The organism is Shewanella sp. SM73 (assembly GCF_025653795.1).
GTDB lineage: Bacteria > Pseudomonadota > Gammaproteobacteria > Enterobacterales > Shewanellaceae > Shewanella > Shewanella oncorhynchi.
The window spans coordinates 613,882-639,681 of the sequence record NZ_JAKKRY010000001.1 but is presented as its reverse complement, the minus strand read 5'-3'; the positions used below and the strand labels follow the sequence as shown (position 1 = coordinate 639,681).

General features: G+C 45.5%; 22 protein-coding genes and 3 tRNA genes. 12 read left to right on the top strand and 13 right to left on the bottom strand.

Annotated features, from left to right (window positions below):
- Positions 1 to 218 precede the first annotated feature (218 nt).
- The 4 genes from L5M51_RS02835 to L5M51_RS02820 all read right to left on the bottom strand — a co-directional run bounded on the left by L5M51_RS02835 (position 219) and on the right by L5M51_RS02820 (position 2,318).
- Positions 219 to 305 (bottom strand) — tRNA-Leu (locus L5M51_RS02835).
- Positions 306 to 354: 49 nt separating this feature from the next.
- Positions 355 to 428, bottom strand: a tRNA-Cys gene (locus L5M51_RS02830).
- 24 nt (positions 429 to 452) lie between these two features.
- Positions 453 to 528, bottom strand: a tRNA-Gly gene (locus L5M51_RS02825).
- A 356-nt stretch (positions 529 to 884) separates the two neighbouring features.
- Complete coding sequence (locus L5M51_RS02820) at positions 885 to 2,318, bottom strand: glyceraldehyde-3-phosphate dehydrogenase (RefSeq protein ID WP_028759978.1); 1,434 nt, start codon at positions 2,316 to 2,318, stop codon at positions 885 to 887.
- 202 nt (positions 2,319 to 2,520) lie between these two features.
- On the opposite strand from L5M51_RS02820, the gene L5M51_RS02815 reads away from it, so the two are divergent.
- On the top strand, positions 2,521 to 3,420 hold the full coding sequence (locus tag L5M51_RS02815) for a DUF2989 domain-containing protein (RefSeq protein WP_263171520.1): 900 nt from the start codon (positions 2,521 to 2,523) through the stop codon (positions 3,418 to 3,420).
- Between the two features lie 200 nt (positions 3,421 to 3,620).
- Positions 3,621 to 4,631: a type I glyceraldehyde-3-phosphate dehydrogenase gene (gene gap, locus L5M51_RS02810; RefSeq protein ID WP_006081590.1), complete on the top strand. Its 1,011-nt coding sequence runs from the start codon at positions 3,621 to 3,623 to the stop codon at positions 4,629 to 4,631.
- A 147-nt stretch (positions 4,632 to 4,778) separates the two neighbouring features.
- Here the strand turns inward: gap and nadA are convergent, their stop codons facing one another.
- From nadA to astE, 5 genes are all read right to left on the bottom strand, one after another.
- Positions 4,779 to 5,861 carry a quinolinate synthase NadA gene (gene nadA / locus L5M51_RS02805; RefSeq protein ID WP_263171518.1) on the bottom strand — a complete coding sequence of 361 codons (1,083 nt, stop codon included), beginning with the start codon at positions 5,859 to 5,861 and terminating at the stop codon, positions 4,779 to 4,781.
- A gap of 132 nt (positions 5,862 to 5,993) precedes the next feature.
- Complete coding sequence (locus L5M51_RS02800) at positions 5,994 to 7,616, bottom strand: dihydrolipoyllysine-residue acetyltransferase (RefSeq protein WP_263171516.1); 1,623 nt, start codon at positions 7,614 to 7,616, stop codon at positions 5,994 to 5,996.
- A 9-nt stretch (positions 7,617 to 7,625) separates the two neighbouring features.
- Positions 7,626 to 8,603, bottom strand: coding sequence for an alpha-ketoacid dehydrogenase subunit beta (locus L5M51_RS02795; RefSeq protein ID WP_028759982.1), 978 nt, complete (start codon positions 8,601 to 8,603; stop codon positions 7,626 to 7,628).
- A gap of 3 nt (positions 8,604 to 8,606) precedes the next feature.
- A complete protein-coding gene (locus tag L5M51_RS02790; protein ID WP_263171515.1) occupies positions 8,607 to 9,785 on the bottom strand; it encodes a thiamine pyrophosphate-dependent dehydrogenase E1 component subunit alpha in 1,179 nt (392 codons plus the stop codon).
- Positions 9,786 to 9,947: 162 nt separating this feature from the next.
- A complete protein-coding gene (astE, locus tag L5M51_RS02785; RefSeq protein ID WP_263171513.1) occupies positions 9,948 to 10,982 on the bottom strand; it encodes a succinylglutamate desuccinylase in 1,035 nt (344 codons plus the stop codon).
- A gap of 330 nt (positions 10,983 to 11,312) precedes the next feature.
- On the opposite strand from astE, the gene msrA reads away from it, so the two are divergent.
- Positions 11,313 to 11,792 carry a peptide-methionine (S)-S-oxide reductase MsrA gene (gene msrA / locus L5M51_RS02780; RefSeq protein WP_028759985.1) on the top strand — a complete coding sequence of 160 codons (480 nt, stop codon included), beginning with the start codon at positions 11,313 to 11,315 and terminating at the stop codon, positions 11,790 to 11,792.
- Between the two features lie 117 nt (positions 11,793 to 11,909).
- Here the strand turns inward: msrA and pgm are convergent, their stop codons facing one another.
- Complete coding sequence (pgm, locus tag L5M51_RS02775) at positions 11,910 to 13,562, bottom strand: phosphoglucomutase (alpha-D-glucose-1,6-bisphosphate-dependent) (protein WP_263171510.1); 1,653 nt, start codon at positions 13,560 to 13,562, stop codon at positions 11,910 to 11,912.
- A gap of 73 nt (positions 13,563 to 13,635) precedes the next feature.
- Entirely contained in the window at positions 13,636 to 14,178 is a 543-nt protein-coding gene (seqA, locus tag L5M51_RS02770) for a replication initiation negative regulator SeqA (protein ID WP_198573466.1), read from the bottom strand.
- A gap of 298 nt (positions 14,179 to 14,476) precedes the next feature.
- On the opposite strand from seqA, the gene L5M51_RS02765 reads away from it, so the two are divergent.
- The 6 genes from L5M51_RS02765 (at position 14,477) to efp (ending at position 18,341) form a co-directional block, all read left to right on the top strand.
- Positions 14,477 to 15,253, top strand: a complete 777-nt coding sequence (locus L5M51_RS02765) for an alpha/beta fold hydrolase (protein WP_263145683.1) — start codon at positions 14,477 to 14,479, stop codon at positions 15,251 to 15,253.
- A gap of 101 nt (positions 15,254 to 15,354) precedes the next feature.
- On the top strand, positions 15,355 to 15,576 hold the full coding sequence (locus L5M51_RS02760) for a DUF2788 domain-containing protein (protein WP_006081578.1): 222 nt from the start codon (positions 15,355 to 15,357) through the stop codon (positions 15,574 to 15,576).
- A gap of 10 nt (positions 15,577 to 15,586) precedes the next feature.
- Positions 15,587 to 15,859 (top strand): LexA regulated protein, encoded by a 273-nt coding sequence (gene ybfE, locus L5M51_RS02755; protein WP_006081577.1) that lies wholly within the window; start codon positions 15,587 to 15,589, stop codon positions 15,857 to 15,859.
- 54 nt (positions 15,860 to 15,913) lie between these two features.
- On the top strand, positions 15,914 to 16,441 hold the full coding sequence (gene fldA, locus L5M51_RS02750) for a flavodoxin FldA (protein ID WP_006081576.1): 528 nt from the start codon (positions 15,914 to 15,916) through the stop codon (positions 16,439 to 16,441).
- Positions 16,442 to 16,553: 112 nt separating this feature from the next.
- Positions 16,554 to 17,735 carry an elongation factor P maturation arginine rhamnosyltransferase EarP gene (gene earP, locus L5M51_RS02745; RefSeq protein WP_263145686.1) on the top strand — a complete coding sequence of 394 codons (1,182 nt, stop codon included), beginning with the start codon at positions 16,554 to 16,556 and terminating at the stop codon, positions 17,733 to 17,735.
- A 45-nt stretch (positions 17,736 to 17,780) separates the two neighbouring features.
- Positions 17,781 to 18,341, top strand: coding sequence for an elongation factor P (gene efp / locus L5M51_RS02740; RefSeq protein ID WP_105252465.1), 561 nt, complete (start codon positions 17,781 to 17,783; stop codon positions 18,339 to 18,341).
- Between the two features lie 146 nt (positions 18,342 to 18,487).
- On the opposite strand, the gene L5M51_RS02735 is transcribed toward efp, so the two are convergent.
- Both L5M51_RS02735 and L5M51_RS02730 read right to left on the bottom strand, forming a co-directional pair.
- Entirely contained in the window at positions 18,488 to 19,822 is a 1,335-nt protein-coding gene (locus L5M51_RS02735; RefSeq protein WP_317629587.1) for a glutamine synthetase family protein, read from the bottom strand.
- A 296-nt stretch (positions 19,823 to 20,118) separates the two neighbouring features.
- On the bottom strand, positions 20,119 to 21,501 hold the full coding sequence (locus L5M51_RS02730) for a Na+/H+ antiporter NhaC family protein (RefSeq protein WP_263145690.1): 1,383 nt from the start codon (positions 21,499 to 21,501) through the stop codon (positions 20,119 to 20,121).
- 754 nt (positions 21,502 to 22,255) lie between these two features.
- On the opposite strand from L5M51_RS02730, the gene L5M51_RS02725 reads away from it, so the two are divergent.
- From L5M51_RS02725 to L5M51_RS02715, 3 genes are all read left to right on the top strand, one after another.
- Entirely contained in the window at positions 22,256 to 23,470 is a 1,215-nt protein-coding gene (locus L5M51_RS02725; protein ID WP_263145692.1) for a pyridoxal phosphate-dependent aminotransferase, read from the top strand.
- A 212-nt stretch (positions 23,471 to 23,682) separates the two neighbouring features.
- Positions 23,683 to 24,270: a 5'-deoxynucleotidase gene (gene yfbR, locus L5M51_RS02720; protein ID WP_263145695.1), complete on the top strand. Its 588-nt coding sequence runs from the start codon at positions 23,683 to 23,685 to the stop codon at positions 24,268 to 24,270.
- A 25-nt stretch (positions 24,271 to 24,295) separates the two neighbouring features.
- Positions 24,296 to 25,645: an anti-phage deoxyguanosine triphosphatase gene (locus L5M51_RS02715; protein ID WP_263145698.1), complete on the top strand. Its 1,350-nt coding sequence runs from the start codon at positions 24,296 to 24,298 to the stop codon at positions 25,643 to 25,645.
- Positions 25,646 to 25,800: the final 155 nt, after the last annotated feature.

Sequence of the window (25,800 nt, the reverse complement as noted above, 5' to 3'; positions counted from 1 at the left end):
TAAATAAAGCGATTTACAACATCTAGATCACAAAATCACTCAGTTTTGTATTGTAGAAAAGAAACAGGTCAGAAGTCGCAATACTGAATGAGTAAAATAGTGGGCTTGGGCCTAACCAATCTATAGCTGTAGTGATACTAGATTAAGAATCATGAAATGTGGGTGTAGAAGTTATAAAGCAAAAAAGCCCTGACATCAGTCAGGGCTTTTCTGTTTTTTGGTACCCGAGGCCAGACTTGAACTGGCACGCTGTTACCAGCGAGGGATTTTAAATCCCTTGTGTCTACCGATTCCACCACTCGGGCAAACTCTTTATATTAACGACGGGAATCGTGTCATTAATACTTTAATCTATGGAGGCGCGACCCGGAGTCGAACCGAGATCGACGGATTTGCAATCCGCAGCATAGCCATTCTGCCATCGCGCCCAAACTGCCAAATTTATTAAAATTTGGAGCGACATATCGGGTTCGAACCGATGACCTATACCTTGGCAAGGTATCGCTCTACCAACTGAGCTAATGTCGCCTATCATTGCGCTTAATCATTTGAACTCATGCTCAGCATGCTTTCCCCTGACTGCGGATTGGCATTCTACCGATTTAGACCTCAGAGTCAATCAACAATTTTTAAAAAATGATCTAAGCCGTATCGTTTGCCCAATAAACCGCCACACCTCAGTAAAGTTGATGTTTCATTCATCAATTTAGGCTTTTTACCGATACTGATGCTACCGCTAATTAAACGCGGCAGATAAACAGGGGATGATGGTGAATTATGGAGTCGAGTCAAGAAGTATAGAAAAACAAAAGCGCCCTATTGGGCGCTTTATTCAAAGGTTAGGCAAAGTCATTAATCACTCGAGCAAAACCTACATGGGCAATTTACGCAGGTAGAGATAGCGTCGTTAAACCTAACATAGTTTGCATTACGCCAACCACTTGGCAACTGTAACCAAATTCGTTGTCATACCATACATAAAGAATGGCACGCTTGCCTTCTGCAATAGTCGCTTGTGAATCAACCACACCCGCGTAGCGAGAACCCACTAAATCGCTCGATACAATCTCAGTAGAGTCTGTGTAGTCAATTTGATTTTGCAGTGGTGATTGTAGCGCCGTATCTTTCAGATACTCGTTAAGCTCATCTTTACTGGTCTCAGCATTCAGGTTCATGCTGATGATCGCCATAGAGACGTTAGGCGTCGGCACACGAATCGCGTTACCAGTTAACTTACCAGCTAATGCAGGTAAAGCTTTAGCAACCGCTTTTGCTGCACCCGTTTCAGTGATCACCATATTTAATGGTGCACTACGGCCACGACGGTCAGCGGTATGATAGTTATCAATCAGGTTTTGATCGTTGGTATAAGAATGAATCGTTTCAACGTGACCATTCTCGATACCATATTTATCATTCACAGCTTTCAGTACTGGCGTAATAGCATTGGTGGTACAACTCGCCGCTGAAACGATAATGTCTTCTGGGGTAATATCGCCTTCGTTCACACCGTAAACGATATTCTTAATCGCGCCTTTTGCAGGAGCCGTCAGTAATACTTTGCTGGCACCTGGGCTCTTAAGGTGTAAACCAAGACCCGCTTCATCTTTCCAAATACCTGTATTATCAACAATCAATGCATCATTGATGTCGTATTTAGTGTAATCCACTTCGTCGGGTGAATTAGCATAGATCACTTGGATATAAGTGCCGTTGGCTATGATGGCGTTGTTCTCTTCGTCAACTTCAACAGAGCCATTGAAAGGACCATGAACTGAGTCACGACGCAGTAAACTCGCGCGTTTTTCTAAATCGCCTTTCTTACCGCCACGTAAAACGATAGCGCGTAACCTTAACTTATTGCTGCGACCTGTGCGTTCAATCAGCAAGCGTGCCAATAAGCGACCGATACGGCCAAAACCATAAAGCACGACGTCACGCGGCGCGACATCATCGGCATGGTCGATAGCATCGGCCAATTCTTTTGCCATATAGCTTTCAATTTCGCTGACATCAGTATGGTCGCGCCAGTAATTAACTGCGAGTTTACCAATATCCACTTTACATTGTTTAACTGCGAGTTTGCTCAAAGCTTGAACGAAGGGGAAACTCTCGCGTAAACGTAATTTTTCACCGACATGACGACGAACTAAACGGTGCGCTTTAATGATTTCAATCGTAGAAGCATTGAGTAACGGCTTGCCATAGACCACGACTTCAACGCCTTGGTTACGGTACAACTTGCCTAACAAAGGCTGCATCGCCTCTGCCATTTCAAAACGTTCTTGCCAACTTTGTAGGTGTTTATCAGCGCTCATTTACAGATCCTTTATCTCACTTTTCAATAAAATGTACTGAAAGGTTTGAGTAACATGACGAAAAGACCAATAATCTAATGCGGGTTTTAGGAAAACCCTGTTTTGGTCGGCGCCATTGTAATGAAAGTCGCGCTTTGTTGCCAGTAAGATATTTTCTGTAAATCTGTAATTTTATTAGAAAAATTATCGTTTGGAGAGTGTTTTGAGACAAAATCTAGTAATAATTACATCATTTACCTTAGGGATGAGCTTTTTCGGTCTTTTCGGTTGTGATAATGACCGAAATATCTCAGCAATTTGTAAAAATAATCCTGAAATTTGTGCCGATTTGCATAAGGATAGCTGGTGTTTGACTGAAAAGACCAAACTTATCCAAAACCGCTACAAGTTGAAAGACAACGAAAACCTCACAGGTAAGCAGCTCTACTCACAATTAACCTACCTTGAGGATTACAGCCGTTGCATTGAACTCGCCTCTGGCGTTCAGCATATCATCCACACCAATCGCACAGCTGATAGAGCCAGAGCCTTTAGACTAAGCACTCAAAATTTAAGTTTACTACAAGATCAAACCCGTGAACGGCAAGACCCTTTTATGTCCTATTACCAATGGACTCGCTTTGGCGATACCGCAGCGTTAAATAGATTATTAGAACAGGAAAACGCCGGCGAAGTGACTGACCCCTTTCTACTTGCCCAAGTCGCAACCTATTACAGCAATCGAAATGCCATCAAAGCGCAACAACTCTATCTTAAAGTCTTTGCGGAGATCCAATACGATGATTTCGACGTTAACTGGTTACTTGGGCTCGCATCTGCCTATCGCCAGCAACAGGTTTTAGATAAATCCTATATGCTAACAAAAGCAAATTTACTACTTACGCAGCAGAAGTATTCTGAAGAAAAAATGCTAGCCTTGCTCGGTGGCAATAAAACGCTGGCGACTGAACTCGATTTAAAAGCCCAAGCCCTTATCGATGCGCTAAAAAAGGGCACTTATTCTATGAGCCTAGTAAGACAATGGCTTGATCCTCAAGCGGTTGCCCAAGCGCCAACTGAAACCGAAGCTGTGCAGCCTGCGCCTGTCGAAAAAGTAAACTAAGCAACTGATGGCAAAATGTTTGCCATCTTGTAATTTTTTACCCAATTAACGCGTGAAAAATGGCGATTTCGCGACCGATGTAAAAAAATACCTAATTTGTTAATCAAGACAGCGGTAAAATGCCGATTTAACTTGACGATAGCTGTCAGTTTGGTAATTTTACTACCAGTTGAATTTTATAATCACCAGAGGGATATGAGATGACTATCCGTGTAGCAATAAATGGCTATGGCCGTATCGGTAGAAACGTATTACGCGCCTTGTACGAAAGCGAAAAAGCTTATCCAATCAAGATTGTCGCTATTAATGATTTAGGCGACGCTTCAATCAACGCTCACCTGACAAAATACGATTCTGTTCACGGTCGTTTCAATGCGAAAGTTGACCATGATGCCGAAGCCATTTATGTGAATGGCGATAAGATCCTCACTTTCCAAGAACGTGATCCTGCAAAACTGCCATGGGCTGAGTTGCAAGTTGACGTGGTTTTCGAATGTACCGGTATCTTCACTTCTAAAGAAACCGTTCAACCACATTTAACCGCTGGCGCGAAGAAAGTGATTATTTCTGCTCCAGGTAAAAATGTGGATGCCACAGTTGTTTACGGTGTGAACAACAACGTGCTGACGTCAGACATGACAGTGATTTCAAATGCTTCTTGTACAACAAACTGTTTAGCCCCTTTTGCTAAGCCGTTAAATGACGAGATTGGTATCGAATCAGGCCTGATGACCACCATTCACGCTTATACCAACGATCAACGTTTATCTGACGTGTACCATACAGATTTACGTCGTGCCCGTGCTGCGGCACTGTCAATGATCCCAACTAAAACTGGCGCAGCTGCTGCTGTAGGTTTGGTTGTACCTGAATTACAAGGTAAATTCGACGGTTTAGCGGTTCGTGTACCTACAGTTAACGTATCACTCGTGGATTTATCTTTCATCGCTGCCCGTGACACGACAGTTGAAGAAGTGAATGCCATTATCGAACGCGCTGCCAGCGTTGCGCCATTGAGCGAAGTGTTAGCGGTAAACAAAGAGCCATTGGTGTCTATCGACTTTAACCACAATGCGTTTTCTTCAAACTTTGACGCAACTCAAACCCGTGTAAACGGTCGTTTAGTGAAAGTGATGTCTTGGTATGATAACGAGTGGGGATTCAGTAACCGTATGTTAGATAACGCGGTTGCACTGATGAACGCAAAGTAATCTAGTCACTAGATTCCGCGTTACTCAATTAAGCCTCGCATTTGCGGGGCTTTTTATTGTCTTAAATTTGATGAAACAACAGACATAAAAAATCCCCACGCTATGGTAGGGATTTTTATTCGGCTGAAGAAAAGCTAAATAATGGGCTTAGGCATTACCCTTCACTTTCATATTCAGTGTCTTGGCAAAATCCAGCATACGCGTCAGCGGAATAAGCGCCTTAACTCTTAAGTCTTCATCCACAAAAATCTCATGGGTGGTTTTATCGCTGTCGGCGAGTGACGCTTCAATGGCCTGCAAACCGTTCATCGCCATCCAAGGACAGTGGGCACAGCTCTTACAGGTTGCGCCATTTCCGCCCGTTGGCGCTTCAATTAAAATTTTACCTGGCGCCGCCTGCTGCATTTTATAAAAAATGCCGCGATCGGTTGCCACGATAAAACGCTCATTTGGCATGGTCTGCGCTGCTTTAATCAGTTGACTGGTAGAGCCAACTGCATCGGCCATCGCCACCACACTGGCTGGCGACTCAGGATGCACAAGAATAGCTGCATCTGGGTAAACGCTTTTCATATCGCGCAGCGCATTAGATTTAAACTCATCGTGAACGATACAATCGCCCTGCCACATCAACATGTCGGCGCCCGTCTGTTTGGCAATATAGCTGCCTAAATGACGATCGGGTCCCCAAATGATCTTTTTGCCTTCGCTGTCTAAGTGCTCTACGATTTCAAGGGCAATGCTCGATGTCACCACCCAATCGGCGCGCGCTTTAACCGCAGCCGAGGTATTGGCGTAAACCACCACAGTATGATCTGGGTGCGCGTCGCAGAAAGCGCTGAACTTATCGATTGGGCAACCTAAGTCCAATGAACAGGTTGCTTCTAAGGTCGGCATTAAAATGGTTTTTTCTGGGCTTAAAATCTTGGCGGTTTCGCCCATAAACTTGACCCCAGCAACGATTAAGGTTTTTGCTGGGTGATCGCGGCCAAAGCGCGCCATTTCTAAGGAGTCTGAAACGCAGCCGCCAGTCTCTTCGGCAAGGGCTTGGATTTCAGGATCGGTATAATAGTGGGCAACCAGAACGGCATCTTTTTCAATGAGCAGTTGCTTGATACGCGCCTTGTAATCGGCTTTTTGCGCACCGGACAAAGGCACTGGTTTAGGCGGAAACGGGTAATCAATGGTTTCTATTGTTGGAGCAAATGGGCTGGGGGCTAACTGACTCATAACACATCCATCAGGATAACTACGTTCGGGAATTATACGTAATCGGGATCAAAAGATTAACCCATTTGTGCAAAGCAAATAAAAAAGGACGCTTTTAGCGTCCTTTTAGTGTCAGTTATTCGTGCCAGCGGCTTAGCGCATCGCTAATAACATCTCTTGAGGCTGCTCAAGATACTGTTTCCACAGATTACAGAAGCGAGCAATCGTACCTCCATCGATCACTCTATGGTCACCTGACCAGCTCACTTGCATGATTTGGCGAGCTTCGACTTCCCCTTTCACGTTAAAGCGCGGTAGGGTTTGCAACTTACCTAAGGCCACAATCGCCACCTCAGGTTTGTTGATGATAGGCGTCGCCACTGTGCCACCTAAGGCGCCAATGTTCGATATGGAAATCGTGCCGTCTTTCAGATCCGCTGGCGCCACGCGGCCGCTGCGGGCAGCTTGGGTCAGACGGGTGATTTCTGCCGCCACTTCTAAAATGCTCTTGTCCTGAACATCTTTAATGTTGGGTACCAAGAGACCGACTTTAGAATCCACCGCCATGCCGATATTGTGACGCGCCTTGTAAGTCAGCTCAGTACAATCAGCATTCACTTGGCTATTCATCACAGGGAACTGACTTAACGCGAGCGACATCGACTTCATGAAGAAAGGCATCATGGTCAGCTTCACTTCATCTGACGAATACTTCACTTTCATGCTTTCACGCAGTGCAACTAAGTCTGTTAAATCAAACTCTTCGCAATAGGTAAAGTGCGGAATGCTCGATACAGATTCCACCATCATGCGTGCCATCACAGCTTTTACGCCGCGAATCGGCTCAACCGTGTCAGCGCGTTGAGTCACTGTCGATGTTGGAACTTGGGTTTGAGATGTTTGAGTCGCTTGAACTGACGCCTCTTTTACCTGAGTCGCACTTGATGCAGAAACATTGCTCGCGCCTTGTTGGAAGCGAGTGATGTCTTCCTTATACACACGGCCGTGCTTTCCTGTACCTGGTACTCGGCTCAAATCGATATCTAACGACCGCGCCATGCGACGAACTGCGGGGCTGGCTAAGGCTTTACCTTGGCGAGCAGGTTCTGTATTCACAATCTGCGCTGCAGGTGCGGCATTGGCCACAGTATCTGTATTTATTGTCGCCGCAGGTGCAGAAGCCGTCTGTTCAACTTCAATGGCAAATAAAGGCGCATGTACTTTAGCTAGCTGACCTTTGCGATAATGCAGTTTGGCAATTTTACCCGCTTTAATGGCAGGAATTTGCACCAGCGCTTTATCTGTCATCACGTCGGCAATCGGTTGATCTTCCTCAACCCAATCACCTTCACTCACCAACCATTCAACTAGCTCACATTCAACAATGCCTTCGCCGATATCAGGTAGTAAGAATTCTTCAATGCTGACAGATGAATGAGATGACGTGGTCGCGTTTGTTACTGCCACTGGCTCAGCAGCTTTTGCGATTGTCGCAGCTGCAGCCGCAACAGATTCTTCACCCGCGATTTCAACGGCACCTTCAATTTGTACGGCATAAAGCGGCGCATGCACTTTCGCAATATCGCCCTTCGCGTAATACAACTTAGTGACCACGCCCGCAAAAGGCGCAGGGATTTGCACTAAGGCTTTGTCTGTCATGACATCGGCAATCGGCTGATCTTCAACGACTGTGTCGCCTTCTTTGACCAACCATTCAACCAACTCACACTCCACAACACCTTCGCCAATATCCGGCAAAATAAAATCTTTAATCATACCGGACTCCTAGAAGGTCACTGATGCTTTGATGGCTTCAAACGTTTTGAATGCATCTGGCATGTATTCTTTTTCATGAATGAGTGGGTACGGGGTATCTAAACCACAAACGCGGCTGATGGGCGACTCTAGATACAAGAAGCATTCTTGCTGAATCGTCGCCGCTATCTCACCAGCAAAACCACCGGTTAATGGCGCTTCATGGTTAACCAGTAAACGTCCGGTCTTTTTGACTGAATCGGCAACAGTATCGATATCCCAGGGTGACAAGGTGCGTAAATCGATAACTTCACAGGAGATCCCTTCTTTAGCGGCCATATCGGCGGCTTTTTCAAGGATTTCCATTTGCGCGCCCCACGCCACTAAGGTGATGTCTTTACCTTCGCGAACCACTTCAGCCTTACCCAGTTCAATTTCATAATCGCCCGCGGGCACTTCGCCAACCGATGCGCGATATAAACGCTTAGGCTCAAAGAAGATCACCGGGTTTTTGTCACGGATTGACGCCAACAGCAGGCCTTTGGCTTGCTCAGGGTTGCGTGGCACAACGACTTTTAATCCCGGCGTCTGGGTAAAATAGGCTTCAGGTGATTGCGAGTGATAATGGCCACCCGCAATGCCGCCGCCATAGGGCGTACGGAACACTAATCCACCGACATCGAATTCATTACCGCTACGGTAACGGAACTTAGCCGACTCGTTGACGATTTGATCAAACGCCGGAAAAATATAATCAGCGAATTGAATTTCAGCCACGGCGGTCATGCCATTTGAGGCTAAACCATTGGCAAAACCCGCAATACCTTGCTCTGTCAGCGGGGTATTAAAGCAGCGAGCGCGACCGAATTTTTCTTGAAGACCGGAGGTGGCGCGAAATACCCCGCCAAAGTGGCCCACATCTTCACCAAAAACCACCATGCGTTCATCGGCTTGCATGGCAATCGACAAGGCCTCATTGACGGCCTGTAACATATTCATTTCAGCCACGGCTTATAGTCTCCCTGCACTTTTTGGATAGGCTTGCGGATATTTCTTGATATGTTCTTTAAGCTCGGCGAGTTGCTTTTTCAGCACTGGCGTCGGCTTGTCGTACACATCTTCAATAATTTCATCCAGCATAGGCACAGGAATTTTTTCAGCCACTTTTACCGCAGCCAATACTTCTTCACGATATTTCTCATGCAGTTTCACATCATCCGCTTCAGCCAACCAACCTTTGTTGATAAGCCATAATTTGAAGCGTTTAACCGGATCGTGTTGCTGCCACTTGGCTTCTTCATCTTTCGAGCGATAACCTGAGGGATCGTCTGAAGAAGAGTGTGCGCCGAGACGGTAAGTCATGGCTTCAATCAGCACAGGCGCATTATGCTCAATCGCATAGGCACGGGCTTGCTGGGTTGCCGCTAACACGGCCAACATGTCATTGCCGTCTACACGAATGGTGTGCATGCCATAACCCACACCGCGGCTGGCAATACCGTTTCCAGCAAACTGCTCTTCAGTGGGGGTAGAAATCGCGTAGCCATTGTTACGACAGAAGAAAATCACTGGGCATTTCAGTACCGCGGCCATGTTTAGGCCAGCATGAAAATCCCCTTCCGATGCAGCGCCTTCGCCAAAATAACAAACCGCGACTTTGCGCTTACCTTGCATTTTTAAGCTGTAGCCCACACCAGTCGCCTGCGGGATTTGCGTGGCTAACGGTGACGAAATCGTTTGATAATGCAATGCCGCACTGCCGTAATGGATTGGCATTTGGCGACCTTTACCAAGATCTTTCTCGTTACTGAACATCTGATTCATAAACTGTTCAGTGGTAAAGCCGCGATAACGCAGCGCCGCATGCTCGCGATATTGCGCGAGGATCACATCTTCTTGATCGAGTGCGGCCACACTGCCGACAATCGCTGCTTCTTCACCCGTACAGGTCATGTAGAAGCTGATGCGCCCTTGGCGCTGGGCACCAAGCATACGTTCATCAAGTACCCGAGTGAATACACAGGTATCGTAAATTTTAGTGGCTAAGGTTTCATCTATCACAGGCAAAACCGCGGTTTCATAAGTGGTGCCGTCGGCTTGTAGAATTCGAAGGATAGGAATGTGTAGCGATGCCTTATCCAAGAAGCCGACACGGTGCACTGTATCAGTGTTGGGTGTTGCTTTGCTCATATTGTGCTCTTGTTATCTCATTACGCATCAAAGCGTTTTGATGCGTCTGTTTATACGAATATGCCCGACGAACATTACGTTAACGTAAACTACCTATCAACCATTGGCATAGCTCAAACCACAAGTTATCCCTGCCACGCATGTATATATTGCTTTACAAGCCTAACGCACGTCCGCATTCACCGCAGGGATCAGGCAAATCACAGTGCGATTACCAATAGGCACTTTGGCATTAGGGAACACGACAGACTCAAACTCGTGCTCCACTTTAATTTCTTGCCCACCTTCCCGCGCTAAAACAAAGCCCTTCGGGAAAGATCTGAAGTTTTCGACATCAGTTGCGAAGGTAAATTCAAAATCATCGAAATGTTTATTGATGACGCGGCACACTTGGTACAAGTTAACCTTATCGGCATCAAATTCATCCAGCTCCAACGGCTTAGCGGTGATCAAGCGCATGAACATTTCATGGGTGGCGATAAAACGCGTCATGTCGTTCTGCCCCATGGGATACACTTTGCCAAGCTCAATGGTAAAGGCATCGGCACCGTAGCGTTCAGAGGAAAAATAGCTGAAGGTCGTGGTCGGTTCATGGTGGAAAAGTACTGTATCGACGCAGCTTGCGGCTAAAAACATAATTTGCTCGCCGCTAAAGGCGCGCCCTGGACGATAGGGATAGATAGCGAACTTTTCATGCTTCGAGGCGCGCATCGCCGTGTGCAGATCATAATGGATGCGCTGACGTCCATCGGCAACCGCAGTATAAAAACGATCGACATAGGCTTCGAGTTTTTTCGCGCGTACTCGCTCAGGGTTCACTAACCCTGGTGGATTGGAATGCTCACCACTAAAGAGACGATTCATGTTTTCGTCAATAATCCGCGTGCCGTTATTAATCGCTAATGGGTTACCAATGAGAAATAAAGTGCGCTGCTTTGCGATGATCTTTTGCTGTAGAAGTTGTTTAATTAAGCTATTGCAGAGTTCAATGGGCGCGGTCTCGTTACCGTGAACACCGCAGGAAAGCACAATATCTTTTCCTTCATTCTGTATTGGTTCGAAAACAATAACACCGGTATCCCACACTTCCACTTGAGTATGATCGCCTAAGTTAAATGAAAATTCGCCATCGAACTGTTCAGGATGGGCTAAGGTGAGCGCTAAAAAATCCTTTGAATCTAACAGAGCTTGTAACACAGAATTCTCCTTATAATGATGTGTAACAGTATTGGCGCAATAGCATAAGTACAGGCAGTAATGACCACTTAAGCATTTATCTCACCGCGGTTAGTCTCACTCGCACCTAAAAAACGGCTTCAATACTAACACATGTTTTTAGTGCTGTTCTCAGACATTTATTGCCGTAGGACCCAGTTTTAAGCGGAATGACATTCAACTAAGCTGATTGTTAAATTCTTAGGACATTCCCTAAGAATTTCCCATGATAAATATTCTAGCTTGAGGCTTGCTTTTGCACTCAAGTTTTATCACAATTCTTAGCCATCTAGACTTCTATTGGATTTAATTATGGCGTTAGCAACCTTTGGTGCCGGCTGTTTCTGGGGCGTAGAGTATTTTTTTAGACAAGTGAACGGCGTATCGAATGCCACCTGCGGCTATATGGGCGGCAATAATGCGGCGACAACCTATGAAGAAGTCAAAAAAGGCAAAACGGGCCATGCCGAAGTGGTGCAAGTGGAATTCGATCCCGCCCTTGTCAGTTATGAAGACTTGCTCGATGTATTTTGGAAAAACCACAATCCAACGAGTCTGAACATGCAAGGCGGAGATATTGGCACCCAATATCGCAGCACCATTTTCTTCCACGACCGTGAGCAAAAAGCGGCCGCAGAAGCCTCAAAATTAGCTTTTGCCCGCTCAGGTCGTTGGGGATTACGCCATATCGTCACTGAAATTGTGCCATTGCAACAGTTCCATGTTGCTGAGGAATATCATCAAAATTACATCGATAAGAATAACTTACCGAGTTGTCATATCGAATACTAAGTACGGTCAAATCAGTATTAGATCAACTACTCACAGCTGAATTAGACACAAACAAAAACGCACTCAAATCTGAGTGCGTTTTTTTATTTTGAGGCGTTAGCTAAACCTACTACTGGATTAAGCGTTTAGCGCCTTATCAATTAATGCCTGCGCATCTTTGATGATCTCAGCTAAATGTTGCTCACTGATAAAACTTTCGCCGTAGATCTTAAATAACGCTTCCGTGCCCGATGGACGCGCCGCAAACCAACCATTCGCCGTAGTCACTTTGATGCCACCAATGGCCGCATTATTGCCCGGCGCATGGGTTAACACGTTTTCGATTGACTCACCCGCAAGCACAGTGGCATTTAAGGTTTCAGCATTCAATAACGCAAATTTGGCCTTGTTTTCAAGACTGATTGGGCTATCGATACGCTTATAAAAGCTTTGGCCAAATTGTTTTACTAACTCTTGGTGACGCTGACCTGGGGTTTTACCTGTCACCGCAAGGATCTCTGCCGCAAGTAACCCTAGAATAAAACCGTCTTTATCCGTACACCAAGTAGAGCCATCACGGCGTAAAAATGCCGCGCCAGCACTCTCTTCACCGCCAAAGGCGATTGTGGCTTCGGCTAAACCATCGACAAACCACTTAAAACCCACTGGCACTTCGAGTAACGTTTTGCCGTGGAAAGCACAGATTTTATCGATAAGCGCACTCGATACTAAGGTTTTACCTATGGCTAAGGTATCGCTCCAATCTGGTCTGTGTGTCAGTAAATAATCGATAGCGACCGCAAGATAATGATTCGGATCCATCAAACCCGTACCAGGGCAAACGATGCCGTGACGGTCATAGTCAGGATCATTACCAAGGCATAAATCAAAGGATTCTTTATGGGCGAGTAAACCTGCCATCGCATAGGGAGACGAGCAATCCATGCGGATTTTGCCGTCTTTATCCAGCGGCATAAAGCTAAAGCTTGGGTCAACTTTATCATTAACTAAGGTGATATCGAGCCCATAACGCGCGGCAATCGGTGCCCAGTAGAAAATCCCTGAACCACCGAGCGGATCAACACCGATATGCAGCTTAGCCTTAGCAATCGCCTGCATGTCGATAACATTTTCTAAATCAGCCACATAGGGTGTAATCAAATCAATGGCGTTGACATAGCCTGATGCCAGCGCTTCGGCATACGCTAATTTTTGCACGCCAGCTAACGCTTGGCGCAGGTAATCATTGGCTCGCGATTCAATCCAAGCCGTGATATTACCTTCGGCCGGTCCACCATGGGGTGGATTGTACTTGATGCCGCCATCCTGAGGAGGATTATGGGAAGGCGTAATGATCAAACCATCGGACAGGGCCGCCCCCGTAATATTGGCTTCACGATTGGCGCAAATAACCCCATGGGACACCACTGGCGTTGGCGTAAATCCATCGTTCTGTTGGATTTTCACTGTGACTTTATTTGCCGCCAGCACTTCAATTGCCGACAAATAGGCCGCATAGGATAACGCATGGGTGTCAATCCCAAGGATCAGCGGCCCATCGATATTTGCCGATTGACGGTAGTCAACCACAGCTTGGGTAATCGCCCAAATGTGTTGTTGGTTAAAACTGCCATTGGAAGCGCAGCCTCTGTGCCCAGAAGTGCCAAAGGTGACGCGTTGTTGTACGTCATCCATATTTGGCGTGATGCTGTAATAATGGCTCATCAGTTTTGGAATATTGACCAGATCCGTCTGATTAGCGATTTGTCCTGCCCTTTGATGTATTGCCACCTATGGCTCTCCTGCACTCAATTACAATTAGAAAAAGTAGAAAAATGTCGTACTAACCAGGCTCACCCGAGGATTAAACGCGCTCGGCGATGCCCGCTGCTACTGTCGCATCACAACCAAATTGCACTAAAACTTCCGATAAAATAGTGCGTTTCTTGGCGGTATTGTTGTTACTCGTTACCCAGAAACCACTTGCACCAATTTCTTTTGGGTTAGCCGAAGCACTCGCTTCGAGCAGTTGCTCCTTAGAGCGAGCAAAATACAAACGATCGCGCCCTTGGATCTGCAAAATTTGTGAGAATTGCTCTGGGGCTAATTGATACAAACTTTCGAGCAAAAACAGAAAACGACCTACTGCGCCTTTTTGCTGCGATAACTGATGTTCATCGACTAAGCGACTAAAATCATTCACTGCTGGCACTGTTTGCGCCGCGATGGGCTGAATAGGTTCAGCTTCAAGACTGGGTTGGCTAATCGCCAAAGGCTGGGGTTGTTCGACCGCATCGACGGACAGGCCGAGTAATCGACGAAGAATGTCAGAGGCGCTCTCACCAATTCGTTCTGTTTTGCTGGCAATATGACGATAGAGCTCTTCATCTACTTCGATATATTTCATAACCTTAATTATCCTTTGTTATTCGACAGGCTTAACCGAAAAAAGTGTACCACAGCGATCGGGGCAGATCATTGCGATCTGTTACCAGTGTATCTATCTCTATCAATCTGATAAAGCGCCATTATTCTAAAAGTGCGGGAAATAGCACAGCAAACTAGCAGTTAATCGACAATTGCCGAAAAAGCACACAAGTTACTGGCCGCCCCCACTATAGAAATGGCAACTGACTTGTCAAGCCAACGGCATTAAGGGCACAATTCGCGTCACGCTAAGCTAAAAATCTCCAACAGGAATCACCATGAACTTTGTTTCCACAGGCCAAGGACCCGCAGTGCTCTTGATCCACGGCTTGTTCGGTAATCTAGATAACCTCAAAGGTCTAGGGCAAGTATTAGAAAATCAGTATCAAGTTATTCGTGTCGATGTGCCCAATCATGGTTTAAGTGAGCATTGGGATCAAATGGACTACCCTCGTCTGGCCACTGCAATGATCAGCTTGCTCGACGAACTGGCTATTGAACGCGCCCATATTGTGGGTCACTCCATGGGCGGTAAAATCGCCATGGCGACGGCGTTAGCCTTTCCAGAGCGCATTATCAGCATGGTGGCAGCCGATATCGCCCCCGTAGCCTATGAGCCAAGACACGACACAGTGTTTGCTGCATTAGAAAGTCTGCCCTTAGAAGGCCATACCGACAGGCGCTTTGCCCTAAACCACTTAATAGACAATGGTATTGACGAAGCCACGGCACAATTTTTACTCAAAAATCTACAACGCACTGATACAGGCTTTCGTTGGAAAATGAACTTAAGTGGCCTAAAGGCTTGTTATCCTAATATTATTGGCTGGCAAAATCAGACGCCAAATCCAGTACAAAGCTATGCTGGACCAAGTCTGTTTATTCGCGGCGGCGACTCAAATTATGTCACTAGCGAGCACAGAAGCGCTATCATGGCGCAATTCCCCGCGGCACAGGCAAAAACACTTGAAGGATGTGGTCATTGGTTGCATGCGCAAAAACCCGTCATTTTTAACCGGATCGTGTCTGAATTTATTGACAAACATTCAATGTAAATCAGCAGCAAACTCGACCGAAAGCATATGGCAGCCGCCATCTTGTTGTGATATATTCGCGCCTCTTTTGGCCTTAGAACACTCTCAAGGACTAAGAAAGTATGTTATCTCAGTACATGGAACAAATTGAAACCATCGGCCTGAACCTGTTTTTTGCCTCGATATTTTTCTTTATCGGCATGGCCATCCACGATGTGCTTAAACAAGGTAACGTGCCAAAATTTGGTCGATTTATTGTTTGGTTAGTGTTATTTCTCGGCTGCGCCGGGTTTATTGTAAAAGGTATTATCCAGATCACTTGGGAAGGCTCAGGGATCGGTTAACAATAAGAACATGGCAAAAGAAGCGACAGACAGAACCACCATTGACCTTTTTGCCAATGAAAAGCGCCGGGGCCGCCCAAGAAGTAATCCTTTGTCCCGTAGCCAACAGCTTAAGGTCAACAAACGCAATCAAATCCAGCGCGATAAAGCCAACGGATTAAAGCGAATAGAGTTAAAGGTGTCACAAGATTTGTATGACGCCTTGAATGAGCAGGCATTGGCCAGTAACATCAGCCGTAGCCAGTTAATCGAATTAATTCTTCAGCAACAAGTTGAGTGCTGAACGAGTACCAGCAAGATTAACCTAATAAGTGAACTAGACATTAAAGGATAGACAATGGCAACTGTAGGTCTTTTTTTCGGTAGCGACACAGGTAACACCGAAGCTGTAGCCAAGATGATCCAGAAAAAACTGGGTAAAAAAATGGTTGAGGTGAAAGATATCGCCAAAAGTACCAAAGAACAGATTGCAGAGTATGACTTGCTGCTGTTCGGCATCCCGACCTGGTATTACGGTGAAGCGCAATGTGACTGGGATGATTTCTTCCCTGAATTAGAGCAAATTGATTTTACTGACAAACTTGTCGCTATTTTTGGTTGTGGTGATCAAGAAGACTACGCTGAGTATTTCCTTGATGCCATGGGCATGGTTGGCGATATTGTTCAGGCCCGTGGTGGCATCATCATCGGCCATTGGCCAACTGCAAGCTACAATTTTGAAGCCTCTAAAGGTCAAGTCGATGACGACCACTTTATTGGTTTAGGTATCGATGAAGATCGCCAACCAGAGCTGACTGAAGAACGTGTTGATGCTTGGGTTAAGCAAATTTACGAAGAAATGTGTTTAGCTGAATTAGAAGATTAATTCTGTTAACCATTTGATTAAAGCGGCTTAACGCCGCTTTTTTTATGCATATATTTCTGACTTGTTGCAACTATCTACTTTTTGTAACTAAGAATAACGACATACCACACTCATGACCAACACAGCCCGCTCTAATCACTGGGATATTTTTTGCACCGTCGTTGATAACTACGGCGATATTGGCGTCACTTGGCGTTTAGCAAAACAAATAGCCAATGAGTATCAGATCCCTGTTAATCTGTGGGTCGACGACCTCGCAAGCTTCTCCCATATTTTACCGACACTCGAACCACTAAAAGCCACTCAAACCTTCAATGGTGTGAATATTATTCATTGGAAAGAGCCTTTGCCTGTAGCGTTTGTCGCAGGAGCTGTGCTCATCGAAGCCTTTGCCTGTGAACTCCCTGAACAGGTAAAAGCGCAGCTGGCTTATTTACATCAGAACGCCCCAAAATCTGTACCTGTCTGGCTGAATTTAGAGTATTTAAGTGCTGAGGATTGGGTTGAAGGCTGCCATGGTTTGCCATCGTTACAAGCCAATGGTTTGAAGAAGTATTTCTACTTTCCCGGTTTTAGCGCCAAAACGGGTGGACTCATTTGCGAGCAAAATTTGTTTGCAGAGCGTGATGCTTGGCAAGCTGATACTGCCAATAAATTGCAGCTTTTTACTGATCTAGGTCTTAAGGACATTCAGGCACAAGACACTGTTATTAGCGTTTTTAGCTATGAGACCGAGGCGCTACCCGCATTATGTGAGTTATGGCAGCAATCGGTAGAAAAAATCCATGCGCTGGTCCCCAAGGGGCGTAGCTTAAACAGTCTGACGCATTTACTACCCTGTGAAATTGCTGCTCTAGTGCCGGGTCAACAGATAAATCATGGCAATTTAACCCTGCACATTTTACCCATGACAGACCAACAGGGGTTTGATCGCCTGCTCTGGAGCAGTGATTTTAATATCGTGCGCGGTGAAGATTCCTTTTTACGTGCCCAATGGGCCGCAAAACCCTTCATTTGGCACATTTATCCCCAAGAAGATGATTATCACCTCGTAAAATTAGAAGCTTTTCTCAAACTTTACTGCGATAATCTGCCACCTAAAATTGCTTGTTATTGGTCTGAATTGAATCTCGCGTTCAACCAAGCACAGCAATCAGCCGTGAGCCTTCACTGGCAAAACCTTAATCCTGTTAATTTGCCCTTGTTGCATCACCATGCTAAACAATGGCCAATTAATGCATTAAATGCTGCAGATCTCGCTACTCGACTAGTTCAGTTCGTTAAAAACAGCTAAGATACTGCGCGAAAACAGAAAAATCTAAATATAGGAAATAGTGTAATGAAAACTGCTCATGAAATCCGTCCTGGTAACGTGATCATGTTAGATGGCAGCCCATGGGTTGTGCAGAAAACTGAAACAACTCGTTCTGGCCGTAACGCTGCTATCGTTAAGTTAAAGTTAAAAAACTTGCTGCTTAACTCTGGTACTGAAACGACTTTCAAAGGTGAAGATAAGTTAGAAGACATCATCCTAGATCGTCTTGACTGCACATATTCTTACTTTGCAGATCCTATGTTTGTATTCATGGATGCAGAATACAACCAATACGACGTAGAAGCTGAAAACCTAGGTGATGCAGCGGCTTATATCGTTGACGGTATGGAAGAAACTTGCCAAGTGACTTTCTATGATGGCAAAGCTATCTCTGTTGAAATGCCAACCACTATCGTACGTGAAGTGATCTACACTGAGCCTTCAGCCCGTGGCGATACTTCAGGTAAAGTGATGAAGCCAGCGACTATCACTGGCGGTGGCACAGTAAGTGTTGCTGACTTCGTGAAAGTAGGCGACAAAATTGAAATTGACACTCGTACTGGTGAATTCAAGAAGCGCGTTTAATCGCCCTTCTCGTTTCCAGACGAAGAAAAGCCAGTGCTTGCACTGGCTTTTTTGTCGCTATTTTTTAGTCACTCATTTTTAAGACTCTTGAGTCATTGAAGGGGTTAAAACTTTTATAAGTAATAATTCCCTTATTCATAAAAGCGTTAGCATTGCGGCCCTAAGAAACGTCGCTCCCAAGCCCCTATCTCACTCAAATAACTTTGGAATTCAATTTCCTTCACCGATACAAAGCCAGTGACAAAATCGTCCCCGAGTAAGCGTCGTGCCGAATCACTTTGGCGCATTTGCGTTAACGCAGCTAAAAATGTCTGCGCGAGGTCATGGCAGCTATCGTAGGCGCTCCCAGTTTCTGGTGCACTTGGCGATAATTTTTCTTCTATTCCGGCAAGGCCCGCAGCCAAAGATGCGGCAATCATCAAATACGGATTGGCATCGGCGCCCGCAATACGATTCTCTACCCGTCTCGCCACTGGAGCACTTAATGGCACACGTAGGCCCGTGGTGCGATTATCAACGCCCCAGCTTAAATTAATCGGCGCTTGACTGCCGGAAATGTAACGTCTAAATGAATTGATATTGGGTGCAAATAACAACATTAAATCAGGTAGATACTTTTGTAATCCGCCGATATAGTGGTGAAAACGGTCAGTGTCGCTACCATCTGCATGGCTGAAAATATTATGACCTTTATCATCGACGACACTTTGATGTAAATGCATAGAACTGCCGGGTTGACCCGCTATGGGTTTCGCCATAAAAATCGCATTCAAGCCATGTTTTATGGCGATTTCTTTCGCGGCGTATTTAAACATAAAGGCTTGATCTGCAAGAGCCAGCGGATCGCCATGCACTAAGTTAATTTCATATTGCGATAGCCCCATCTCATGGATCCAAGTATCACCTTTAATCCCAATCGCATCGATAGCAGCATTAAACTCATCCCAAAATGGCGCGAGTTCATTGAGCATATTCATGCTAAACGCAGATTGACCGTTTTCAGCTCGGCCACTTTTTGAAATGGGCGCCTGATACGGCACACTCGGATCGGTATTGGCTTCAGTCAGATAAAACTCAATCTCAGGGGCCACCACGGGTGTTAACCCAAGGGCTTGGTAACGGGCCAACACATTTTTTAACATAGAGCGCGGCGCAAATGGACATAAATTGCCATCCAGTAATACGCAGTCATGGATGGCAAATGCGCGCGGGACTGTGCTCCATGGGATCATCTTGAGAGTGCTGTAATCGGGGACGAGTAAAAGATCAGGATCAGCATCAGGGAAAACAGGATCGTAGGAATACTCACCGGTAATCGCCTGCATCGAAATCGCTTGGGCAATACGTAATTCAGCACCCTGAGCAAAACTTCGGGCTGGCATAAGCTTTCCCCTTGGATAGCCTGAAATATCAGGGAATAAACACTCGACATCACGTATTGTGCCGTGCTCGAAAAACGCAGTAAGAAGAGTTGAGTCCATTTGATTCGTTTGCCACTAATGTTGAAAATAATGCCCTGAAGGATGCAAAGTATAATCAGGCTTTGATTTGAAAAGCTACATGGCGACGATGAAATATGTAAAATATAAATGACAATTCCGTAAAATATAATTTGACATCAGTTGAAAATCTTCATTTAACAGTGTAATCGTGTTTATCCTAGTTCAAGCCTCCTCACTCTTTACTCACCTTTTACTCATTCTAGCCGCCTAACCCCATTACGGCAGACATAAAAAAACCAGCCGTAGCTGGTTTCTTATATTAATCGTGACAGAAGTTATGCAATCACAATAAAGCCGATAAATGCTATTACTGCTGCGATAAGTGCATAAGGTAACTGAGTCACAGCATGGCTCACTAAGTTACAACCTGAGCCTTGGGCGGCCAATACGGTTGAATCTGAGTAGAAGCACGCTTGGCTACCAAATGATGATGCAGACAATAAGGCCCCAATGACTAATGGGATGTCCGCCCCAACCGCTTGCGCTAATGGCATCACGATAGGAATCGTCACGGCAAATATACCCCAGCTCGAACCTGTGGCAAACGCGAGTATAGCCATAGATAAAAACACTACCGCAGGCAGCAATTTAGGTGTCATAAATGGGCTTAATGACTCAATGACATACTGCGGCAGTAACAACTGATCGCACACATCCTTAAACACAAACGCCGCAATCACAGTGCTAATCGCCGGTAGCATGCTCTTAAAGCCATCGATCATCTGATCCATCATCTCGGATAACGGCATTAAACGCTGCCCCGCATAATAAGGAATCGTGATCACTAAGGTCGCCAGCAAGCCTTTCCACACATCGATATCAAAGTACACGGTAAAGGCCACTAACAAACAAATCGGCACTAAAAAGTTATGCAGTTTGCCATGATTATCGGCGTGCTTAAATTCCTCTTCGATGGCTTTAACCGCATATTCATCCGAGGTTTGCACTTGGTCGAAATCCACTTGGGCTTCTGCTGGTTCGCCTTGGGCGGCGCGCAGCTGCGCAGTCTTCATCGGACCAATGGCAGGCACTATGCCGAGTGCCACAAGCAGCACCATAGCCACGGCTAACCAAGCATAAAGCATGTAAGGAATCGCTTGCATATAAACAGCAATGCCCTGACCTTCTGCTGCCACACCGTTATCGACCAGTAATCCACCAAAGAATACAGCCCAGGTCGACAATGGCACTAACACGCACACGGGCGCGGCGGTGGAATCTACGACATAGGCGAGCATTTCACGGGATACTTTAAATTTATCCGTTACACGCTTCATGGTTTCACCCACGGTCAACGCATTGAGATAGTCATCGATAAAAATCACGATCCCAAGGATAAAAGTCATTAATAGGGAAGATTTAGGTCCTTTCGCCAATTTAAGTGCATTGCGGCCAAACGCTAATGCGCCGCCAGTTCGAACTAAAAGTGCGATGAGCGCGCCAAAACCACCACACACCAGAATCAACCAACCTATGGTTTCATCGGCCATAACCTTCAATGACACACTAGCAAAATTGTTTAAGACTTGACTGGGATCGAGTAACAGGAAACCGGTTACCGCACCTATGATCAAAGATAAAATAGGACGGCGTAACCAAATAGCTAACACCAATACCACCAAAGGTGGAATGAGACTTAACGCTGTCGGTTCAGACATGCACTTAGGTCCTCTAAATAAATCGCCTAAAAGGCAAATGGTTTTAGAATAACGTCTGAAATCAACACGATTCAGAACGTCAACACAGCTGCTTCATGATGACTAACCCTGAAGATAAAACCCGCGAATTGCTTGCTATCTAAGGTGCCTTGCCAAAAACATCGCGCAGAAAATAAAGCGCATCGAATATTGAGTCAACTATAAATTTAACTTGATAGAAAATAAATTTAATTCCCGCGAGACAATTTTACATAACCGTATAATCTAGAAGACTTTTAACGCCATTGTAACTTAAACATTTATGATCTTCTTAGCTTAATAAGCATTCAATAAATATGCCTAATTATCACAAAATAAAATGCCGCTTGCATAAGTTTACCTTATCAAAAATCTGTGATTAAAAATCAACCATTAAGTATCAGCTAAAATACATTTTCTTCTGTCACGATTGATATGGCTAATATAGAGAAATTAAATATGGGTCAGCTAATGAAAACGCATTTTCATCTTTCGAAATGAAAAAACATAAACAAGATTCCCCTACCAACCCAATAGATAAACAATCTTAAAATCATGCCAATGTCAGAACATAAAACTTGTGCAGATTTCTTTAATCGACTGTTAAAGCATATTTAACTGAGGGGTATTTATAAAAAAAGCGCAATTCTGTGCTTATCCCCCCTTTCATCTGCAATGAAATTTCGTTATGGTGCGCTAACTTAAGCCAAAACTTTATGCATGTTCCGAGGTGTAAATGCGCCCTATCATCAAATCCAACAAGCTGGATACCGTTTGCTATGACATCCGCGGCCCAGTGCACAAGGAAGCCAGACGTTTAGAAGACGAGGGGCATCGAATCCTCAAACTCAACATTGGTAATCCGGCCCCCTTCGGTTTCGAAGCGCCTGAAGAAATTGTGCGCGATGTGATCCTCAATTTACCCAGTGCCCAAGGCTACTGTGAGTCAAAAGGATTATTCTCTGCCCGTAAGGCCATAGTGCAGCATTATCAAGCCCAAGGGATTTTTGGTGTCGATATCGAAGATATCTATATAGGTAACGGCGTTTCAGAACTCATTATGATGGCAATGCAAGGCCTGCTAAATACCGATGATGAGATCTTAATCCCCTCACCAGACTATCCCCTGTGGACAGCAGCGGCGAATCTCGCGGGCGGCAAGGCTGTGCATTATCGCTGCGATGAAGAAGCGGACTGGTTCCCCGATCTCAACGACATTAAAAGTAAAATTTCATCACGTACTCGCGGCATAGTGCTGATTAACCCGAACAACCCAACCGGAGCGGTATACAGCAGAGAATTACTGCTGCAAGTGGTTGAACTGTGTCGTCAACATGATCTGATCCTTTTTGCCGATGAAATTTACGATAAAATTTTATACGACGAAGCCAAGCATATTCCTGCTGCGGGTCTATCAGACGATATTTTAACTGTTACTTTTAACGGTTTATCAAAGGCTTATCGTGCAGCAGGATTTCGTGTTGGTTGGATGATGTTATCTGGCAATCTTAAGGCTGCTAAAAGTTACATCGAAGGCTTAGAGATGCTGTCCTCGATGCGCCTCTGTGCAAACGTGCCCAATCAACATGCGATTCAAACTGCGCTCGGCGGTTATCAGAGTATTAACGAGCTTATTTTGCCTAATGGCCGCCTCACAGTCCAAAGGGATGCCTGTTACGAATTGCTTAACCAAATTCCAGGCGTGAGCGTTAAAAAACCCAAGGGCGCACTCTATGCCTTCCCGAAACTGGATATGAAAAAATTCAATCTGCGGGATGATGAGCGTTTAGTGCTGGATTTGCTCAGAGAAAAGAAAATCCTGTTAGTCCATGGCAGCGCCTTTAACTGGCCTGAGCCTGACCATTTGCGAGTGGTTTTCTTGCCCTATAAAGATGATCTGAAAAAAGCATTTACCGAGTTTGGCGCCTTCCTCGAAAACTATCGGCAGTAAGTTTATCCTCAGTTAACAGTTTGAGTCATAAAGCGATCTTAGTGGTCGCTTTATTTTTAGCTATTTCTTTAAATCCTCCACGCTCATGCTCACGTGTCATCCAAGGCTGTGATAATCTAAGACTTCACTAGCGTCAATACTGCCTATTCACTCGTTTCATGTCTTCCATTGCAGCTTGTCGCCTACCGATTTCACTCTTTAGCAGGAAAACTATGAGTCACTTATTTGCGCATTTAGCTCGCATGAAACTTATCCAACGCTGGCCTTTGATGTACAACGTTCGCACTGAAAATGTTCAAGAACACTCGTTGCAAGTTGCCATGGTGGCCCATGCACTGGTGATCATCAGTAATAAGAAATTCGGCACGACGCTCGATCCCCATCAAGCCACGAGTCTGGCGATTTTTCACGATGCCAGTGAAATTCTCACGGGTGACTTACCGACGCCGGTAAAATACTTCAATAAAGAAATTGAAGCCGAGTATAAAAAGATTGAGGCGATTGCCGAGCAGCGCATGTTAGATATGGTACCTGAGGAATTTAAAGAAGATTATCGCAGTCTGTTCATCAGCGATTACGCCGATCCCGTTTACAAGAGCATAGTGAAATCGGCTGATACTCTGTGTGCCTATCTTAAATGCCTTGAAGAAAACCGTGCAGGCAACAGTGAATTCAATACTGCCCGCAAGCGACTTGAAGACATGCTAGCGACGAATCCTAATCCTGCAGTACAGTATTTTATGAACTGCTTTGTGCCCAGTTTCACTTTGAATTTAGACGAAATTAACAAGATGCTTTGATTTTCCACTCTCGCTAGGAATGCATATGACTTCAAGTGTTTGGCAAGAACGCCGTCATGGTGAAGATAAACAACGGCGCTTTGATCACCGCAGCCCTTACCAAAGAGACAGGGCGCGTATTCTCCACTCGGCCGCCTTTCGCCGCCTTCAGGCCAAGACCCAAGTGCTCGGCGTTGGCATGAATGACTTCTATCGCACCCGATTAACCCACTCACTCGAAGTCTCGCAAATTGGTACCGGCATAGCTGCTCAGCTCAGGCGCAAATATCCACAACATAAACAACTGCTTTGCTCTATGAGCTTATTAGAGTCCCTGTGCTTGGCCCACGATATTGGTCATCCTCCCTTCGGCCACGGTGGTGAAGTCGCATTGAATTACATGATGCGCGACCATGGCGGTTTTGAAGGTAACGGCCAAACTTTTCGCATTTTATCTAAGCTTGAGCCCTATACATTAGATTTTGGGATGAACTTGTGTCGGCGTACCATGCTCGGGATTTTAAAATACCCAGCGCCGCACTCGAGGCTATTTGTCGCGGGTGAACATAATGAAATCACCAACCATAGACAGCTCAAGCCGTCACAATGGCCGCCGGTTAAGGGCATTTTCGACGATGATAACGACATCTTCGCTTGGGTGCTTGAGCCTTTGTCTGAGGCGGATAGCCGTCGTTTTACCTCGACACAGCAAGGTTCACACCCCGCCCTGCACCACTATCCACATCTGCGAACCCAGTTTAAATCCTTCGATTGCTCGATTATGGAACTGGCAGATGACATCGCCTATGCGGTGCACGATCTCGAAGATGCGATTGTGATGGGCATAGTCACAGCGTCCCAGTGGCATCAAGATGTGGCGCCGACACTGACCAGCAGCAGTGATGCGTGGATAAAACAAGAGCTGGCAGATATTGGCAACAAGCTGTTTTCACATGAGCATCACCTACGTAAAGATGCCATAGGCACACTCGTTAATGGCTTTGTCACCGCTATTGTTATCTCAGAAGATGACGTGTTCGAAGAGCCATTATTGCGCTTTAATGCGACGTTAGAGCCGGAGTTTGCCATTGCGCTCAATGTACTTAAGCAACTGGTTTATAAATACGTTATTCGTAAACCCGAGATCCAAATGCTCGAATATAAGGGCCAGCAGATTGTGATGGGATTATTCGAAGCCTTCGCTTCCGATCCCGAGCGTTTACTGCCACTGAACACCCAAGAGCGCTGGCGCGAAAGTGAGCAACAAGGCTTAAACAGTCACAGAGTGTTGGCGGACTATATTTCAGGGATGACAGATGAGTTTGCGGGGCGACTGTATCAACAGTTATTTAGCCCCAAAGCCGGCTCAAATGTCGAATTGAGTAAGGAAATGTAGCCAAGCTGACATTACGTAGCCCGACTTGCTATAAATCCAGACCGTTTGTAAATGTGCGAGTTACTGTAAAAACCAGACTTTCTACAGAGTCAGCTATCGCAGCCGTTCTTTATCAAAATGCGAAAAATAAAAGACAAAAAACCACCTCGCGGTGG

Coding starts and splice junctions, on each gene's coding strand:
- seqA (WP_198573466.1), bottom strand. CDS start 14,178: ATGAAATATATCGAAGTAGATGAAGAGCTCTATCGTCATATTGCCAGC.
- L5M51_RS02760 (WP_006081578.1), top strand. CDS start 15,355: ATGTTATCTCAGTACATGGAACAAATTGAAACCATCGGCCTGAACCTG.
- ybfE (WP_006081577.1), top strand. CDS start 15,587: ATGGCAAAAGAAGCGACAGACAGAACCACCATTGACCTTTTTGCCAAT.
- msrA (WP_028759985.1), top strand. CDS start 11,313: ATGGCGTTAGCAACCTTTGGTGCCGGCTGTTTCTGGGGCGTAGAGTAT.
- fldA (WP_006081576.1), top strand. CDS start 15,914: ATGGCAACTGTAGGTCTTTTTTTCGGTAGCGACACAGGTAACACCGAA.
- L5M51_RS02820 (WP_028759978.1), bottom strand. CDS start 2,318: ATGAGCGCTGATAAACACCTACAAAGTTGGCAAGAACGTTTTGAAATG.
- gap (WP_006081590.1), top strand. CDS start 3,621: ATGACTATCCGTGTAGCAATAAATGGCTATGGCCGTATCGGTAGAAAC.
- yfbR (WP_263145695.1), top strand. CDS start 23,683: ATGAGTCACTTATTTGCGCATTTAGCTCGCATGAAACTTATCCAACGC.
- L5M51_RS02800 (WP_263171516.1), bottom strand. CDS start 7,616: ATGATTAAAGATTTTATTTTGCCGGATATTGGCGAAGGTGTTGTGGAG.
- L5M51_RS02790 (WP_263171515.1), bottom strand. CDS start 9,785: ATGAGCAAAGCAACACCCAACACTGATACAGTGCACCGTGTCGGCTTC.
- efp (WP_105252465.1), top strand. CDS start 17,781: ATGAAAACTGCTCATGAAATCCGTCCTGGTAACGTGATCATGTTAGAT.
- L5M51_RS02730 (WP_263145690.1), bottom strand. CDS start 21,501: ATGTCTGAACCGACAGCGTTAAGTCTCATTCCACCTTTGGTGGTATTG.
- L5M51_RS02765 (WP_263145683.1), top strand. CDS start 14,477: ATGAACTTTGTTTCCACAGGCCAAGGACCCGCAGTGCTCTTGATCCAC.
- earP (WP_263145686.1), top strand. CDS start 16,554: ATGACCAACACAGCCCGCTCTAATCACTGGGATATTTTTTGCACCGTC.
- L5M51_RS02725 (WP_263145692.1), top strand. CDS start 22,256: ATGCGCCCTATCATCAAATCCAACAAGCTGGATACCGTTTGCTATGAC.
- nadA (WP_263171518.1), bottom strand. CDS start 5,861: ATGAGTCAGTTAGCCCCCAGCCCATTTGCTCCAACAATAGAAACCATT.
- L5M51_RS02715 (WP_263145698.1), top strand. CDS start 24,296: ATGACTTCAAGTGTTTGGCAAGAACGCCGTCATGGTGAAGATAAACAA.
- L5M51_RS02735 (WP_317629587.1), bottom strand. CDS start 19,822: ATGGACTCAACTCTTCTTACTGCGTTTTTCGAGCACGGCACAATACGT.